Origin of the sequence: Allobosea sp. NPDC003192 (assembly GCF_050275675.1) — a bacterium.
Taxonomy (GTDB): Bacteria; Pseudomonadota; Alphaproteobacteria; order Rhizobiales; family Beijerinckiaceae; genus Allobosea.
This window is the reverse complement of record NZ_JBNNPK010000008.1, coordinates 54,915-70,056: the sequence shown is the minus strand read 5'-3', so window position 1 is coordinate 70,056 and position 15,142 is coordinate 54,915. Positions and strand designations below refer to the sequence as shown.

General features: G+C 68.1%; 12 protein-coding genes. 7 read left to right on the top strand and 5 right to left on the bottom strand.

Annotated elements, in window-relative coordinates:
- The first annotated feature begins 86 nt into the window (after window positions 1–86).
- Entirely contained in the window at window positions 87–1,601 is a 1,515-nt protein-coding gene (locus tag ACQKLX_RS12915; RefSeq protein WP_427361972.1) for a methyl-accepting chemotaxis protein, read from the top strand.
- A gap of 50 nt (window positions 1,602–1,651) precedes the next feature.
- Here the strand turns inward: ACQKLX_RS12915 and ACQKLX_RS12910 are convergent, their stop codons facing one another.
- The gene (locus ACQKLX_RS12910; RefSeq protein ID WP_427361971.1) at window positions 1,652–1,873 is read right to left on the bottom strand and encodes a DUF1674 domain-containing protein; all 222 of its coding nucleotides are present in this window, start codon (window positions 1,871–1,873) and stop codon (window positions 1,652–1,654) included.
- Window positions 1,874–1,981: 108 nt separating this feature from the next.
- On the opposite strand from ACQKLX_RS12910, the gene htpX reads away from it, so the two are divergent.
- From htpX to ACQKLX_RS12880, 6 genes are all read left to right on the top strand, one after another.
- Window positions 1,982–2,902, top strand: coding sequence for a zinc metalloprotease HtpX (gene htpX, locus ACQKLX_RS12905; RefSeq protein WP_427361970.1), 921 nt, complete (start codon window positions 1,982–1,984; stop codon window positions 2,900–2,902).
- 1 nt (window position 2,903) lies between these two features.
- Complete coding sequence (locus tag ACQKLX_RS12900) at window positions 2,904–4,235, top strand: RsmB/NOP family class I SAM-dependent RNA methyltransferase (protein WP_427361969.1); 1,332 nt, start codon at window positions 2,904–2,906, stop codon at window positions 4,233–4,235.
- A gap of 58 nt (window positions 4,236–4,293) precedes the next feature.
- A complete protein-coding gene (locus ACQKLX_RS12895; RefSeq protein ID WP_427361968.1) occupies window positions 4,294–6,036 on the top strand; it encodes a heparinase II/III family protein in 1,743 nt (580 codons plus the stop codon).
- Window positions 6,037–6,152: 116 nt separating this feature from the next.
- Complete coding sequence (gene purH / locus ACQKLX_RS12890; RefSeq protein ID WP_427361967.1) at window positions 6,153–7,745, top strand: bifunctional phosphoribosylaminoimidazolecarboxamide formyltransferase/IMP cyclohydrolase; 1,593 nt, start codon at window positions 6,153–6,155, stop codon at window positions 7,743–7,745.
- Between the two features lie 23 nt (window positions 7,746–7,768).
- Entirely contained in the window at window positions 7,769–8,047 is a 279-nt protein-coding gene (locus ACQKLX_RS12885) for a hypothetical protein (protein ID WP_427361966.1), read from the top strand.
- Window positions 8,044–8,526 carry a YbaK/EbsC family protein gene (locus tag ACQKLX_RS12880; RefSeq protein WP_427361965.1) on the top strand — a complete coding sequence of 161 codons (483 nt, stop codon included), beginning with the start codon at window positions 8,044–8,046 and terminating at the stop codon, window positions 8,524–8,526. The genes ACQKLX_RS12885 and ACQKLX_RS12880 overlap by 4 nt, the downstream gene beginning before the upstream one ends.
- Window positions 8,527–8,529: 3 nt before the next feature.
- Here ACQKLX_RS12880 and ACQKLX_RS12875 read toward each other — a convergent pair whose 3' ends face one another.
- The 4 genes from ACQKLX_RS12875 to ACQKLX_RS12860 form a co-directional block, all read right to left on the bottom strand.
- Window positions 8,530–9,336 carry a DUF72 domain-containing protein gene (locus ACQKLX_RS12875; RefSeq protein ID WP_427361964.1) on the bottom strand — a complete coding sequence of 269 codons (807 nt, stop codon included), beginning with the start codon at window positions 9,334–9,336 and terminating at the stop codon, window positions 8,530–8,532.
- A gap of 122 nt (window positions 9,337–9,458) precedes the next feature.
- Window positions 9,459–10,802 carry an HlyD family type I secretion periplasmic adaptor subunit gene (locus ACQKLX_RS12870; RefSeq protein WP_427361963.1) on the bottom strand — a complete coding sequence of 448 codons (1,344 nt, stop codon included), beginning with the start codon at window positions 10,800–10,802 and terminating at the stop codon, window positions 9,459–9,461.
- 24 nt (window positions 10,803–10,826) lie between these two features.
- Window positions 10,827–13,313 carry a cadherin-like domain-containing protein gene (locus ACQKLX_RS12865; RefSeq protein ID WP_427361962.1) on the bottom strand — a complete coding sequence of 829 codons (2,487 nt, stop codon included), beginning with the start codon at window positions 13,311–13,313 and terminating at the stop codon, window positions 10,827–10,829.
- Complete coding sequence (locus ACQKLX_RS12860) at window positions 13,310–15,085, bottom strand: type I secretion system permease/ATPase (RefSeq protein WP_427361961.1); 1,776 nt, start codon at window positions 15,083–15,085, stop codon at window positions 13,310–13,312. Before ACQKLX_RS12860 ends, ACQKLX_RS12865 begins: the two co-directional genes overlap by 4 nt.
- Between the last annotated feature and the right edge of the window lie 57 nt (window positions 15,086–15,142).

Genomic DNA, 15,142 nt, shown 5'->3' with positions numbered 1-15,142 from the left:
ATCGATTTTCTGTTTCTTAACCATAATCTGTTCTCTTTCCAAAGTGGCCGAGGGGCGCCGCGCATCAGGGGTTGGGGAACCACATCATGTCGTCAGGGGATCAGCTCGACAGACGGCTAGACTTCATGCAGCTCGATCGCGAGGCGCGCGGGCGCATCGCCGGAATGGAAAAGAGTATCCTCGGCGCCCTGCCCGGCGCGCTTGACGCCTTCTATACCCAGGTCTCAGCCTTCCCCGAGACCAAGGCCTTCTTCGGCAGCGCCGCCCATATGGAAGGCGCGAAGAATCGCCAGATCTCGCATTGGAACCGCATCGCCAAGGGCCAGTTCGACCAGGACTATGTCCGCGCCGTCACCACCGTCGGCGAGATCCATGCCAAGATCGGGCTGGAGCCGCGCTGGTATATCGGCGGCTACGCCCTTCTGCTCGAGAACCTGCTCGCCAAGGTGCTGGAGGAGCGCTGGCCGAAGAGCCGTTTCGGCGGCAAGTTCCCCGGTGCGGCGGAGCGCGGCGCCGAGATCGGCGCCATCGTCAAGGCCGCCCTGCTCGACATGGATTATGCGATCTCGGTCTATCTCGAAGCCTCCGAGGCCGCCCGGTTGAAGATCGAGGCCGAGGCCCGGGCAGTCGAGGAAGCCAAGGCGAAGGAGCGCGACAAGGCGATCGGCTATGTCGGCAACGGCATGGCGGCGCTCGCCCGCGGCGACCTGACCCATCGCATGGCCGACGACATGCCGGCCGAATACGCCAGCATCCGCGACCATTTCAACGACGCCATGGCCAAGCTCGGCGAGATGGTCGCGAGCATCAAGACCAGTTCGACCGCCATCGCGGCCTCTTCCCAGGAGATCAACAGCGGCGCCAACGATCTGTCCTCGCGCACCGAGCAGCAGGCCTCGGCCCTGCAGCAGACCGCCGCGACCACCGAGGAACTCACCGCTTCGGTCAAGAGCTCGGCGCAGTCCTCGCGCCAATCGGTGACGCTGGCCGACAACGCCTCGGCCGTGGCCCGCACCGGCGGCGAGATCGTCAAGGACGCGATCGAGGCGATGGCGCGGATCGAGGGCGCCTCCAAGAAGATCTCGGAGATCACCAGCGTGATCGACGGCATCGCCTTCCAGACCAATCTCCTCGCCTTGAATGCGGCCGTCGAAGCAGCGCGCGCCGGCGATGCCGGGCGGGGCTTTGCCGTCGTCGCGGCCGAGGTCCGGGCGCTGGCCCAGCGTTCGGCCGAGGCCGCCAAGGACATCACCGCGCTGATCGGCTCTTCCGACACCGAGGTCGTCGAAGGGGTGCGCCTGGTCCGCCAGGCGGGCGAGACACTGGAAAAGATCGTCGAGGCCTCGATGCAGGTCTCGTCCACCGTCAACGAGATCGCCGCCGCGGCCGGCGAGCAGGCCAACGGCATCGACGAGATGGCCCGCACCGTCAGCCATATGGACGAGATGACCCAGAGCAACGCTGCTCTGGCCGAGGAGAGCGCGGCCTCGGCGCGCGCCTTGCTCGATCAGATCGAACGCCTCAACCGCTTCGTCAGTACCTTCCGGACCACGCAAGGCGACGAAGCCGCCGTGCCGGCGCGGCGGATTCGGGCGGCCTGATCAGCATATGAATAGCAGCGCGGCGCCTTCGGGCGCCGCGTCCTGCCAGCTCAGAAGTCGCTGGCGATCCCCTTCACTTCCCAGTCGTCATAGCGAACCGGTTCGAGCCCGCCGCGGCCGTCGACTTCCTTCTGCTGCTTGAGCTCTGCGGCCTTGGCATCGATCGCCGCGCGGCGCGCCTCGGCTTCGGCCAGCGCACGCTGCGCCGCCGGCGACAACGCCTTCGCCGGCTCGACCGCCGCAGCTCCGTCCGTCTTCGTCTGCGCACTCATGATCGGCCATTCTCTTGCAGGATCGGCATCATCCCCACCACATAGGGACGAAACCGCGTTCCGGCGAGCCTTTCCGCGCCGGGACGACGAGGCAAGAAGGGGTTCTCGATGAACTATGTCCGTACCGGCATGCTGATGGCGGCGCTCACCGCGCTGTTCGGCGTGGTCGGCTATCTGCTCGCCGGCACTGGGGGCATGCTGATCGCGCTCGGCATCGCGGTCGCGACCAACCTGTTCAGCTACTGGAACTCGGACAAGCTGGCGCTGTCCGCCTATAACGCGCAGCAGGTCGACGAACGCAGCGCGCCCGAGCTCTACGGGATGGTGCGCGACTTGGCCCAGCGCGCCAACATGCCGATGCCGCGCGTCTACATCATCCAGGAGGACCAGCCGAACGCCTTCGCCACCGGCCGCAATCCGCAGAACGCCGCGGTCGCCGCGACAACCGGCATCATCCGCGCGCTGTCCTATGACGAGCTCGCCGGCGTGATGGCGCACGAGCTCGCCCACATCAAGAACCACGACACGCTGACCATGACGATCAGCGCCACCATGGCCGGTGCGATCTCGACGCTGGCCTCCTTCGGCATGTTCTTCGGCTCGCGCGACAATCGCCCCAATGCCATCGTCCAGATCGCGCTGATGATCCTCGCCCCGCTGGCGGCGAGCATCGTCCAGATGGCGATCTCGCGCTCGCGCGAATACGAGGCCGACCGGATCGGCGGTGAGATCTGCGGCAATCCGGTGGCGCTTGCCGACGCGCTCGCCAAGATCGCCGGCGGCGTGTCCCACATCCCGAACGAGACGGCCGAGGCGAAGCCTGCTACGGCGCATATGTTCATCATCAACCCGCTTTCAGGCCGCGGCATGGATTCACTGTTCTCGACCCACCCCGACACCGGCAACCGCATCGCCGCGCTGATGGAGCAGGCCCGCGCCATGGGCGTCGGCGCGAACCGCGGCAGCTTCATGAGCGGCGCGAGCCAGAATCCCTTTGCCGGCGGGCGCGAGCCTGGCCCCTGGGGCTGACATGGCGAAGGTGCAGAGCCAGTCCTATGCCGACGATGTTCCCGGCCTCGCCGCGCGCCGTCTCGCCGCAACCCTGATCGACGAGGTGCTGCGCGCCGGCACGGCGCTCGACGAAACCTTCGAACGGATGGCGCAGGGCGCAGGGCTGGAGCCGGCCGATGCCGGGCTGGCGCGCGCAATCGCGACCGTCGCCTTCCGCCGCCTCGGCACGATCCGCCGGGTCATCGACGCCCGGCTCGAACGGGGCAGCCCGCGCAAATCCGGCCCGTTCGAACCGATCATGGTCGCCGCTGCCGCGCAATTGCTCTTCCTCGACGTGCCAGATCACGCCGCCGTCGACCTCGCCATCCGGCAACTGCACGAGGACGCCCGCTCCGCACGTTACACCTCGCTCGCCAACGCCGTGCTGCGACGACTGGCGCGCGAGCGCGAGGCGATCCTCGCCGAGATCGACCCGCTCGCCGACACGCCCGATTGGCTGCGCGAGAGCTGGACGCAGACCTATGGGCATGACGTAGCCGCGGCGATCGCCGCTGCCCATGCCGAAGAGCCGCCGCTCGACCTCACCGTGAAATCCGACCCGGCCGGCTGGGCCGGAAAGCTGGACGGCATCGTCCTGCCGACCGGCTCGGTGCGCCTGCGCGGACGCGAGGCCGTCACCGGCCTGCCCGGCTTCACCGAGGGGGAATGGTGGGTGCAGGATGCCGCTGCCGCCCTGCCCGCACAGCTCCTGAACGTCCGGCCCGGAGAGCGCGTCGCCGATCTCTGTGCCGCGCCGGGCGGCAAGACCGTGCAGCTCGCGCAATTGGGCGCTGAGGTCATTGCCGTCGACCGTTCCGGCCCGCGCCTGCGCCGGCTCAAGGCCAATCTCGACCGGCTCGGGCTGAGCGCCGAGGTCGTCACCGCCGATGCCGCTGCCTTCGAAGCGGAGCCCTTCGATGCCGTCCTGCTCGACGCGCCCTGCAGCGCCACCGGCACGATCCGCCGTCACCCCGATGTCGCCTGGACCAAGACGCCGGAAGACGTCGCCAAGCTCGCCGCGCTGCAGGCCCGCCTGCTCGACCGAGCCGCGGAGCTCACGCGGCAGGGCGGGCGCCTGATCTACTGCACCTGCTCGCTCGAACGGGAGGAAGGCGAGGCTCAGATCGAGGCCTTTCTTGCGCGCACACCGGGCTTCGCCCGTGATCCGATCAAGCCCGAGGAGATCGGCGGCCAGGCCGAGGCGCTGACGCCGCAAGGTGAATTGCGCACGCTGCCGCACCAGCTCGCCGGCGAGACGCCACGCCTTTCAGGATGGGCGGGATTTTACGCTTGTCGCCTGATAAGATCATGACTCGATCGGGGATTCGCCTTCGCAGGGGGGCGGTGGGACGGCGAGGCAGCAGACTTCATTGAACGGCTGGTCGGAGCGAGGAGGCCTGGCGCGAGCAGCCATCGGCAGGGCGGCGCGACGCACGCGCGGCCAGGTCGCCGGTGCCAAGCGCGCACTCTGGCCCTTCGGCCGCCTGCGCGCCAGCCGCCTGCTCTTCGCCCCACACGATCTGCGCACCGCCGACCCGACCACGGCCAGCGACATCTATGCCGGCTACTTCGCCCTCGCCGGCCGTACCGTGAACTGTCATGGCGAATCGCCCTTCCTGGTCGCGCCGCCGAGCGAGGCCTGGGCCGAGGCGCTGCATGGCTTCGTCTGGCTGCGCCACTTACGCGCCGCCGATACGGCGATCGCCCGCGCCAATGCCCGCGCCATCGTCGACGAGTTCATCGCCCGCCGGCACGACCGCGACGAGATCGCCCGGCGGCCGGCGGTGATCGCCCGGCGGCTGATGTCGTTCCTGTCGCATTCGCCGCTGCTGCTCGAAGGCGCCGACCATGCCTTCTACGAGCGCTTCATCCGCCATGTCGCCCAGACCGCCGAGCGCCTGCAGCTCGCGCTCGCCGGAGCGGTCGAGGGGGCCGCGCGGCTGCAATGCCTGATCGCGATCTGCTTCGCCGCCATCTGCCTCGACGGTCAGGAGCGGCGGCTGCGCCGCTACGAGGCGGCGCTCTCCGACGAGCTCGAGCAGCAGATCCTGCCCGATGGCGGCCATCTCAGCCGCAACCCCCGCATCATCATCGACCTGCTGCTCGATCTGCTGCCGCTGCGCGAGACATTCACCGCGCGCGGGCTGGAACCGCCGCGCGCCATCATCATGGCGATCGACCGGATGATGCCGCATCTCAAGCTGTTCCGGCATGGCGACGGCGCGCTCGCTCTGTTCAACGGCATGAGCGCGACGCCGCCCGACCTGATGGCGACGCTCGCGGCCTATGACGATGTCCGCGCCAGGCCGATCGAGCACGCCGCCTATTCCGGCTATGACCGGCTCAATGCCGGCACCACCATCGTCGTCGTCGAGGCCGGCCCTCCGCCGCGCGGCGCCAACTCGATCGAGGCCCATGCCGGCTGCCTCTCCTTCGAACTGTCGACGGGATCGCAGCGCATCGTGGTCAATTGCGGCGCCAGCCGCTTCGGCACGCCCGAACTCAGGCTCGCAGCCCGCGCCACCGCCGCCCACTCCACCGTGACGCTGGACGATCGCTCCAGCGCCGTGTTCGGGCTGGTGCTCGGCGAGCGGCGGATCACCGCCGGCCCGGCCGATGTCCGGGTTGCCCGCCAGGACGGCGAGGATGGCCATGAATGGGTCGGCAGCCATGACGGCTACCGGCGCGCCTTCGGCATCGTCCACACCCGCCGCCTGCTGCTCTCCCGCAATGGCAATGAACTCGTGGGCGAGGATCAGCTCAGCTCGCCCGCCGCGCTGGCGAGTCTGCCGGCGGCGGCGCGCTTCCATTTGCATCCCAACGTCAAGCCGAGCCTGATCCGCGACGGCGAAGGCGCGTTGCTGGCGCTGCCCTCAGGCGAGATCTGGGCGTTCGAGGCTTCCGGCCTGCGGGTCGGTCTGGAGGAGAGCATCTTCTTCGCCGCCGCGGACGGGCGCCACAAGACGGTACAGCTCGTCATCGAGTTCGACGCTGTCGCGACGCCGCAGATCACCTGGCGCTTCGCCCGCCTCGGCACGCCGGCGCAGCGCAAGACCAGGGCTGATGAGGCCCGGCAGGAACAGGCCGAGGCAGAGCCCGATCTGCCGCTCTGACCTCTTCGCAGGGCAAGGCTGCAGCGTGTTGTGCTTTGCAGCAAAGCTCGGGCGTGATAGGGCGCGCGCGAGCATTTCCGCGGCTGCGCCGCCATCAACCCGGACCTGATCTTCCCATGCCGAACGAACTCCGCCGCGTCGAACGCGCGCTGCTTTCCGTTTCCGACAAGACCGGGCTGATCGACTTCGCCCGCGCCCTCTCGCGCCTGGGCATCGCGCTGGTCTCGACCGGCGGCACCGCCAAGGCGATCGCCGATGCCGGCCTCGCCGTCACCGACGTCTCTGATCTCACCGGCTTCCCGGAGATGATGGACGGGCGCGTCAAGACGCTGCATCCCAAGGTCCATGGCGGCCTGCTCGCCGTCCGCTCGCATCCCGAGCACCAGGCCTCGATGCTCGGCCACGGCATCGCGCCGATCGACCTGCTCGTCGTCAATCTCTACCCGTTCGAGGCGACGGTCGCCGCCGGCAAGCCCTATGACGACTGCATCGAGAACATCGATATCGGCGGCCCGGCGATGATCCGCGCCGCCGCCAAGAACCACAACGACGTCGCCGTCGTCGTCGAGGCCGCCGACTACGCCGCGGTGCTGGCCGATCTGGAGACGCACAAGGGCGCGACCACGCTGACGCTGCGCCGCAAGCTGGCGCAGAAGGCTTATTCGCGCACCGCCGCCTATGACGCCGCGATCTCGAACTGGTTCGCCAATGAGCTGGCCGACACCTCGCCGGCCTTCCGCGCGCTCGGCGGCAGCCTCGCCGAGACGATGCGCTATGGCGAGAACCCGCATCAATGGGCCGCTTTCTACCGCACGCCGGAGCAGCGCCCGGGCGTCGCCACCGCCCGCCAGGTCCAAGGCAAGCAGCTCTCCTACAACAACATCAACGACACCGACGCCGCCTTCGAATGCGTCGCCGAGTTCGACCCGGCCCGCACCGCCGCCTGCGTCATCGTCAAGCACGCCAATCCCTGCGGCGTCGCCGAGGGCGGCTCGCTGCTCGAAGCCTATGAGCGTGCGCTGGCCTGCGACCCGGTCTCGGCCTTCGGCGGCATCGTCGCGTTGAACCGCAAGCTCGACGCCGAAGCTGCCAAGAAGATCGTCGAGATCTTCACCGAGGTGATCATCGCTCCCGACGCCGATGAAGAGGCGATCGCGCTCGTCGCCGCCAAGAAGAACCTGCGCCTGCTCTTGACCGGCGGCCTGCCGGATGTCCGCAAGGCCGGTCTGTCGCTACGCACCGTCGCCGGCGGCTTCCTGGCCCAGGCGCGCGACAATGCCGTGGTCGACGACATGGAGCTCAAGGTCGTGACCAAGCGCCAGCCGAGCGAAGCCGAGCTCGCCGATCTGCGCTTCGCCTTCCGCGTCGCCAAGCACGTCAAGTCGAATGCGATCGTCTACGCCAAGGGCCTCGCCACGGTCGGCGTCGGCGCCGGCCAGATGAGCCGCGTCGATTCCTCGCGCATCGCCGCCTGGAAGGCTGGCGAAGCCGCCAAGGCAGCCGGCGTGTCCGAGAGCCTCGCGAAGGGCGCGGTCGTCGCCTCCGACGCCTTCTTCCCCTTCGCCGACGGCCTGCTTGCCGCGGCAGAGGCCGGCGCCACCGCGGTGATCCAGCCCGGCGGCTCGATGCGCGACGACGAAGTGATCAAGGCGGCCGACGAGGCCGGCCTCGCCATGGTCTTCACCGGCCATCGCCATTTCAGGCACTGACGCAAGGGCGCGAGGGGGAGCTGATGCACACCGTCAAGGTCATCGCTGCGGGCTTTGCCTTGCTCGGCATCCTGCTCCTGATCGCGCCGCGGCTGAATACAGGCGGGCGTCATCCGATCGTTTTTGCGATGAAGCTGTTCATCCCGCTCTGGTTCGTCGTCTCGGTGATCAACCTGATCGTCGGCATCACCCGGGCCGGCTACAGCTTCCTGCAGGAGGCCCCGATCCTGCTCGTCGTCTTCGGCGTGCCGGCGCTGGTGGCGTCCCTGATCTGGTGGCGCTTCGGAAGGAATGTGTCGTGAGCCTTGAGTCCGTCCGCGCCTTCTTCGCGCAGCACGCACCCGATATCGAAGTCGAGCTCACCGAAGGCAGCAGCGCGACCGTTCAGCTCGCAGCCGAGGCCTTCGGGGTCGAGCCGGCCCGCATCGCCAAGACTCTGTCGCTGAGGCTGGGCGAGCGCGTCGTCCTGCTCGTCGCCCGTGGCGACGCACGACTCGACAATCGGAAGACCAAGGCAGTGTTCGGCTTCAAGCCCCGCATGCTCGCGGCAGAAGAGGTGGCAGAGATAACCGGCCACCCGGTCGGCGGCGTCTGCCCATTCGGACTGGCAGAGCCGCTGCCGATCTATTGCGACGTCTCGCTCAGGGCATTCGATATCGTCCTGCCGGCAGCCGGCTCCACTCGCAGCATGGTTCGCATAGCTCCCGAGCGGATGGCCACCCTGACCGGTGCGCAATGGGTCGACGTCTGCCAGGAGGCTGACGCCCAGGCAGCCGAGTAACCCTCAGCCGCCGACGCGCTCGATCAGTGCCATTGCCGCAGCGGGATTGCGGACCTTGTCGCCGCTGATGACATAGAGAAAGACGTCGCGCGGCGCCTTCTCTGCGGCGGACGCGACCAGCTCCATATCCGCGGGCGCGCCGCCCTTGGCCCAGTCCTTCGCACGACCGGCCCAGGCGTCGAGTTGCTTGCCCGGATAGCCCTGCTTCTCCACCTCCTTGGTGCCCATGATCCGCGCATAGACGAAGGGCGCCGTGACATCGGCAATCTGCGGAAAATCGGAGTCGCCCGAAGTGATCGCCGCAACGCCGTATTCGCGCAGCAATGCAACGAAGTCGGGCGAGCGGAAACTGGGATGGCGCACCTCGACGGCATGGCGCAAGGTGATGCCGTCGACCTCCCTCGGCAGCAGCTTCAGGAAGGCCTCGAAATCGGCGGGATCGAAGGCCTTGGTCGCCATGAACTGCCAGTTGATCGGGCCGAGCTTCTCCTTGAGCTCGCTGAGGCCGGAGGTCACGAACTTCTCGACCGAAGGACCCGCCTCGGCCAGCACGCGGCGATTGGTGCAGAAGCGTGAGCCCTTCAGCGCGAAGACGAAGCCGTCGGGCGTCTCGGCCCGCCATTTGGCGAAGCTCTCCGGCTTCTGCGAGCCGTAATAGGTGCCGTTGATCTCGATCGAGGTCAGCTTGCTCGAAGCGTATTCGAGCTCGCGCTTCTGCGAGAGTTTGTCCGGGTAGAACACACCACGCCAAGGCTCGAACACCCAGCCACCGATGCCGATATGGATGTTTCCGGCTGCTTTGGCGGCCATGGCTTGCTTCCTCAACCGTATCGTCCTGAGAGATCGGCAGAGTAGTACGCCGTGGCCACTGTCGATAGGCGGCAGCAGCCCGCCAGCTCATCATCAGATCGGTTGTGAAGGCCGACCGCCGCTCACCGCTCCCTGAACACGCGGTGGGCGTGGTCCATGACCGGCTTGACGAGGTAGGACAGCGCCGTGCGGTCGTCGGTCGTGATTAGCACCTCGACGGGCATGCCCGGCACGAGGGTCTTGCCTTCGAGGGTCTTGTCCTGACGGGCGATCTCGACCTCGGCGACATAGAAGGTCGCATCGGACTGGGCATCCTTGGTCGTCGCGGGCGAGACGTGCCGCACCTGGCCGGGTATCTCCGGGGTGGTGTTGCGCGCGAAGGCGGCGAAGCGCAGGCGCGCCGGCTGGCCGGCATGGACCTGGTCGATGTCCGCCGGCGCGATCCGTACCTCGACGAGAAGCCTTGCCGTTTCCGGCACGATGGTCGCGAGCCGCGCTGCCGGGGTGATGACGCCGCCGACGGTGAAGACGCTGAGCTCGTTGACGATGCCGGCGACCGGCGCCTTGATCTCGGTGCGCGACAGCCTGTCTTCGGCTGCGAAGCGCCGGTCGGACAATTCGGCGATCTTGGCCTCGGCCGTGGTGAGCTCGCGCTGGGCTTCTGTGCGCGCGGTTTCGTCGATGGTGATGATCTGCAGCCGGGCCTCGTTGATGCGCAGCTTGGCCCGCGCGATCATCGCCTCAATCTCGCCTCGCTCGCCTAGCAGGCGAGCCCATTCACGGTTGATGTTGAAGACCTTGACGCCGTCGATGAAGCCCTTCTGGAAGAGGTTGAGATACTTGTCGCGCTCGATCTCGACGAGTCGTAACTCCTCGCGCTTGGCGGCCAGACGGGCCTCTAGCCCCTTCGTTTCCTCGCCCGACTGGACGATGGTGATCTCGAGCAGCTCCTTGCGGCTCTCCCGGTTCTGACGATTGCCACTGAACAAGCGCCGCTCGCCGGCCATGATCTGAGCCGCCTCGTCGCTCAGCGCGCTCAGCCCCGGCGGATCGAGCATGGCGTCGAGACCATCGCGCTCGGCGACGAGACGGGCGCGGCGGCCGAGGAAGTCGGCGAGCTGCGAGCGGATGATCGACAGCTCCGTCCTGATCTGGACGTCGTCGAGTCGGAACAGGACCTGCCCCTCACTCACCCGCTCTCCCTGGCGCACGGCGATGGCCTGAACGGTGCCGCCGTCGCGATGCTGCACCTCCTTGAGGTTCTGGTCGACCTTGACCGCCCCTTGCGCGATCACCGCGCCGGCGAGGCGGGCCGTGGCCGCCCAGCCGCCGCAACCGATCACGAGCGCAACGGTAAGAAGCAGCCCGAACAGCACATGCCCCCGCAGCGAGAAGGCCTTGTCGCGCCTGGCCGGCAGTTCGGTCGCTCCCGCCACGAAGTCGCGGTCTGGATTATACGCATTCATGACCGGCTCACCTCCGCGCGAGGATTAGCTGTAATACTGGAACTGGTGGGCGCCGCTGATCTCGATGGAGAGACCCCGTTCACCCTCGTTCTCGATATCGACATCGATGAAGGTGGTTTCCTGGTCGCCGATCTTCTCGATCCGGAACCGGAACGGCCGGCTGTCGCCGTTCTCGTCACCGTAGGTGCGACCGAAACCGTCCTCACCCTCGCGATCATCGTCCTCGTCGCGGTCGTCGTCGCGGCGCAGCGTGTACTGGCTGATCAGGATGCGGTCGCCGACCTCTAGGTCGAGGATCTTATGGATCATCTCCTGCGCATCCTCGACCGCATCGCGCCCGTCGAGCTCGAACCTGAACGTGTCGTCCCCGCGACCGCCGGCGACGCTGGCCGGGGCCTGAGTGCCGATAATGAAGGTGTCGTCGCCGGCGCCGCCGATCACGACCTCGAAGCAGGCGATCTCGTCATGGCCTGCCTCCGGGCTCGCGAGCTTGCCTTCGACCAGATCGATGAAGGCGCCGCGCGTCAGGCCGCTCAGGTCGAGCGTATCGGTGCCCGCGCCGCCATCGTAGTCGTCGTCCTGGCAGTCGGCGTCGACGATGACCTTGTCGTTACCGTCGCCGCCCCTGACCTTGTCCTTGCCCGAGCCGCCGGCGAGGTGGTCGTCGCCGCTCGAGCCCTGGACCTCGTCGTCGCCGTCACCGCCGAGAAGGACGTCGTTGCCTGCGCCGCCGACAAGACAGTCGTCGCCAGCTTCGCCGAGAATGACGTCATCACCGCCTTCGCCATAGACCCGATCATTGCCTGCGCCGGCCCGGGCGACATCGTTGCCGTCTCCGGCCTCGACCTTGTCGTCGCCATCGCCAGCATCGAGCGTGTCGTCCCCGCCGCCACCGCGGAGGTAGTCCCTGCCCGCCCCGGCCATCATGAGGTCCGCGCCGTCGCCGCCGTCGAGCATATCGTTGCCGGCGCCGCTGATGAGCGTGTCATCGCCATCCTCGCCGAAGATGATATTGTCGCCAGCGCCCGCATCGACATAATCGTTGTTGCCGCCGACCCTGACGATGTCGCCGCCGGCGCCCAGGCGCACATTGTCGATACCGGCTTGCGCGATCACGACGTTGCCGCCATCGCCTCCAACGACATCGTTGTCCCCCGAGCCGGTCAGGATGGTGTTCGCCCCCTCCCCGCCGTCGATCTTGTCGTTACCATCGCCACCGTCGAGGAGGTCATCACCTGCCCCGCCGAGGATGAGGTCGTCACCGGCGCCACCGGCGATCACATCGTCGCCGTCGCCGCCGTCGAGGATGTCGTTGCCAGCCTCGCCATAGAGGTGATCATTGCCGGCGTCGCCATAAAGCGTGTCGTTGCCCGCCCCGCCATAGAGAATGTCATCGCCGGCGCCGCCATGGACCAGATCGTTGCCGGCCCCTGCGTAGACGGTGTCGTTGCCTGCACCAGCCAGGATGATATCGGCCGCGCCGCGCCCCTCGATCAGGTCGTCGCCGCCGAGCCCTTTAATGAGGTCACGGCAGTCGGTGCCGGTCAGGCTGTCGCTGCCCTCGGTGCCGGTGAGTTCCAGAATCTCCACCACGTCGAAACGGGCGTGCTGGACCACCCCGACCTTGCCATCGCTGACGACGTAGCTGACCGTGACCGGGCCGTAATAGCCCTTGGCGGGAGTGTAGAGCCAACCGCCCTCGGCCATCTGCAGCGTGCCGTGCGAGACGACGATCTGGCGGATGCTGAGCGGGTCGGCATCGGCGTCGCTCGCTCCGGCGAGCAGCAGCGCCATGGTCAGGAGCGTGGTCTGGCACGGGCCGATATCCACCAGCCGGACCGGGCCGACGAGGCGCGGCGCGCGGTTGCGCGGCGGCAATTCGGGACCGGGATCGACAGGACCGGGCGGACGGATATCGGGCCCGCCGCCATCGGGACCTGTGATCGGCGAGGGAAAGGCACCGGCCAGGGTCGGCAGGCCGGGCTCGAACAATCCACCGGAGCCGCTGGGCACACGCAGGGAGGACCAGTTGTCATTGCTGGCGTCCTCGCCGAATCCGTCCGGAATCCGTGCCGAGCGCAGCGGTGGCAAAGGCAGCTGCTCGAATTCGAACATCGGCGAATCGATGCCGAGGAAATCGGGCAGGCCGGGTACTGTCGGACCGGGCCCGCCGGTGCCGACCGCTTTCTCCTTGGCTTCGCCGAGCGCGCCCGTCTCGTCCGGCATCTCGTCGACCCCGGCCACGGCCTTCGCCGCCGGCTCCTCGTCCGCGGCCTTGCTGACCTTGCCATCGGCGGCGGGAGGCTTCGGCTGCTCGGGCTGGGGCTGCGGCGTCGCTGCCTTGCCGGGATCGACGATGCCCTGCACATAGGCGACCACGGCGGCCATCAGCGCGACGAGCAGGGCCGGGCCGCGCAACGAAAGCGGCGTGTCCTGCCCGCTCCGCTCATAGGACTGGGTTGGATTCTGTGGCGCGTCTTCCGTGCGCCGGGCGGCTTTGACATCGATCATACCGATACCCGCTGGAGCTCGAATGGCATGGCTTTGGGCATGGGCGCGGCGGGCCGTGGCGGCGCCTCCGCCGCCTCCGCTCCGCCTGTCGGCCGGATGATCTGGTCCTTGGGCCCGAACGCGGTCAGCTTGCCGGCCTGGATCACCCCGACATAGTCGACGGCGGCAAGCGCGCTCGGCCGATGGGCGACGATGATGACGATCGCGCCGCGTGCCTTCAGCTGCTCGATCGCCTTGGTGAGCGCGGCCTCGCCCTCGCCGTCGAGATTGGAGTTCGGCTCGTCCATCACGACGAGGAAGGGATTGCCATAGACGGCGCGAGCCAGGCCAATGCGCTGGCGCTGCCCCGCCGAGATCGCCATGCCCTGCGGCCCCAGCGGCGTGCGGTAGCCGGCCGGCAGACGGACAATCATCTCGTGGATGCCGGCTGCAGTCGCCGCAGCGACGACGCCGTTCGAATCCTCGTGCTCGGACAGCCGCGAAATGTTCTCCTCGACGGTCGCGTCGAGTAGACCGACCTCCTGCGGCAGATATCCGACGGCCCGGCCGAGATCCTCTTCCGGCCATTGCTCGAGCTCGGCCCCGTCGAGGCGCACGGCGCCGCGCAAGGTCGGCCAGATGCCGGTCAGCGCGCGCACCAGCGTCGTCTTGCCGCCGCCGCTCGGCCCGATGATGCCAACCGCCTTGCCGGCGACGACCTCGAAGCTGACCTCGCTGAGCAGGATCTGGCCGCTGCCGGGCGCGGCGACCGTGATCCGGTCGACCTTCAGGTCGCGATGCGGCGCCGGCAGCCGCATCGGCTCGACCGCCTTGCTCAGCGCGACGACGGTCTCGCGCAGGCGGGCGAAGCTCTGCCGGGCCGCGACGAAGGGCTTCCAGTTGGCGATCGCCTGATCGACAGGCGCCAAAGCGCGGGAGGAGCAGACCGAGGCGGCGATGATCGCGCCGGCGGAGAGCTGGCCCTTGATGGTGAGATAGGCACCGAGCCCGAGCACCGCCGATTGCAGGATCATGCGCAGGATCTTGGCGAAGGCGCCGAAGGAACCGACGATGTCGCTGGCGCGCGACTGCAGTTCGAGGTGAACCTGGTTGGCCTCGGCGAAACGCCGGGTCGCGCGTCCGGCGAAGCCCATCGCCTTCAGCACCTCGGCGTTGCGGGCATTCGATTCGGCGATCGTACTGCGCCCGAGAGCCGATTGCCTGGCTTCACCGGCAATGCGGCGGGCGACGATCTCGCTCGCCAAGGTCAGCAGGGTCAGCACCACGGCGCCACCGAGCGTCAATGCACCGAGCCATGGGTGCAGCAGGTAGATGAAGCCGAGATAGATCGGGATCCAGGGCAGATCGAACAACGCGCCTGGTCCCTGGCCGCCCAGGAAGCTGCGGACGGTGTCGACATCGCGGCCGCGTTCGAGCGCTTCGGTGGTGGAGAAGCCGAAGCGCGGCATGTCGATCGTCACCCGGTGCGCGATCGGCGCGACCTCCTGGTCGAAGCGTGCGCCGATCCGCAGAAGCACGCGCGAGCGAATCGCATCGAAACCGCCCTGGAACAGGAACAGGACCAGCGCGATCACGGAGAGCGCAACGAGCGTCTGGACGCTGCCGCTGGTCAGCGCCCGGTCATAGACCTGCATCATGTAGAGCGAGCCGGTGAGCGCCAGCAGATTGATCAGGCAGGAGATCGCAACGAGATAGGCGACGATCCCGCGCAGCCCTTCGGTGAGCTTCGCCGCGTCGCGCTTGCGGGCCAGTGCCAGATTGGTAGGGGCCATGGAGCTGTTCCCGGACGATGAGTTGGCAGACGGTGGCGCCACCCCGGCCCGAGGGGC

Excerpts from the sequence above, each read along its gene's own strand:
- ACQKLX_RS12915 (WP_427361972.1), top strand. The coding sequence starts at position 87 with ATGTCGTCAGGGGATCAGCTCGACAGACGGCTAGACTTCATGCAGCTC.
- ACQKLX_RS12910 (WP_427361971.1), bottom strand. The coding sequence starts at position 1,873 with ATGAGTGCGCAGACGAAGACGGACGGAGCTGCGGCGGTCGAGCCGGCG.
- htpX (WP_427361970.1), top strand. The coding sequence starts at position 1,982 with ATGAACTATGTCCGTACCGGCATGCTGATGGCGGCGCTCACCGCGCTG.
- ACQKLX_RS12900 (WP_427361969.1), top strand. The coding sequence starts at position 2,904 with ATGGCGAAGGTGCAGAGCCAGTCCTATGCCGACGATGTTCCCGGCCTC.
- purH (WP_427361967.1), top strand. The coding sequence starts at position 6,153 with ATGCCGAACGAACTCCGCCGCGTCGAACGCGCGCTGCTTTCCGTTTCC.
- ACQKLX_RS12885 (WP_427361966.1), top strand. The coding sequence starts at position 7,769 with ATGCACACCGTCAAGGTCATCGCTGCGGGCTTTGCCTTGCTCGGCATC.
- ACQKLX_RS12875 (WP_427361964.1), bottom strand. The coding sequence starts at position 9,336 with ATGGCCGCCAAAGCAGCCGGAAACATCCATATCGGCATCGGTGGCTGG.
- ACQKLX_RS12870 (WP_427361963.1), bottom strand. The coding sequence starts at position 10,802 with ATGAATGCGTATAATCCAGACCGCGACTTCGTGGCGGGAGCGACCGAA.
- ACQKLX_RS12865 (WP_427361962.1), bottom strand. The coding sequence starts at position 13,313 with ATGATCGATGTCAAAGCCGCCCGGCGCACGGAAGACGCGCCACAGAAT.
- ACQKLX_RS12860 (WP_427361961.1), bottom strand. The coding sequence starts at position 15,085 with ATGGCCCCTACCAATCTGGCACTGGCCCGCAAGCGCGACGCGGCGAAG.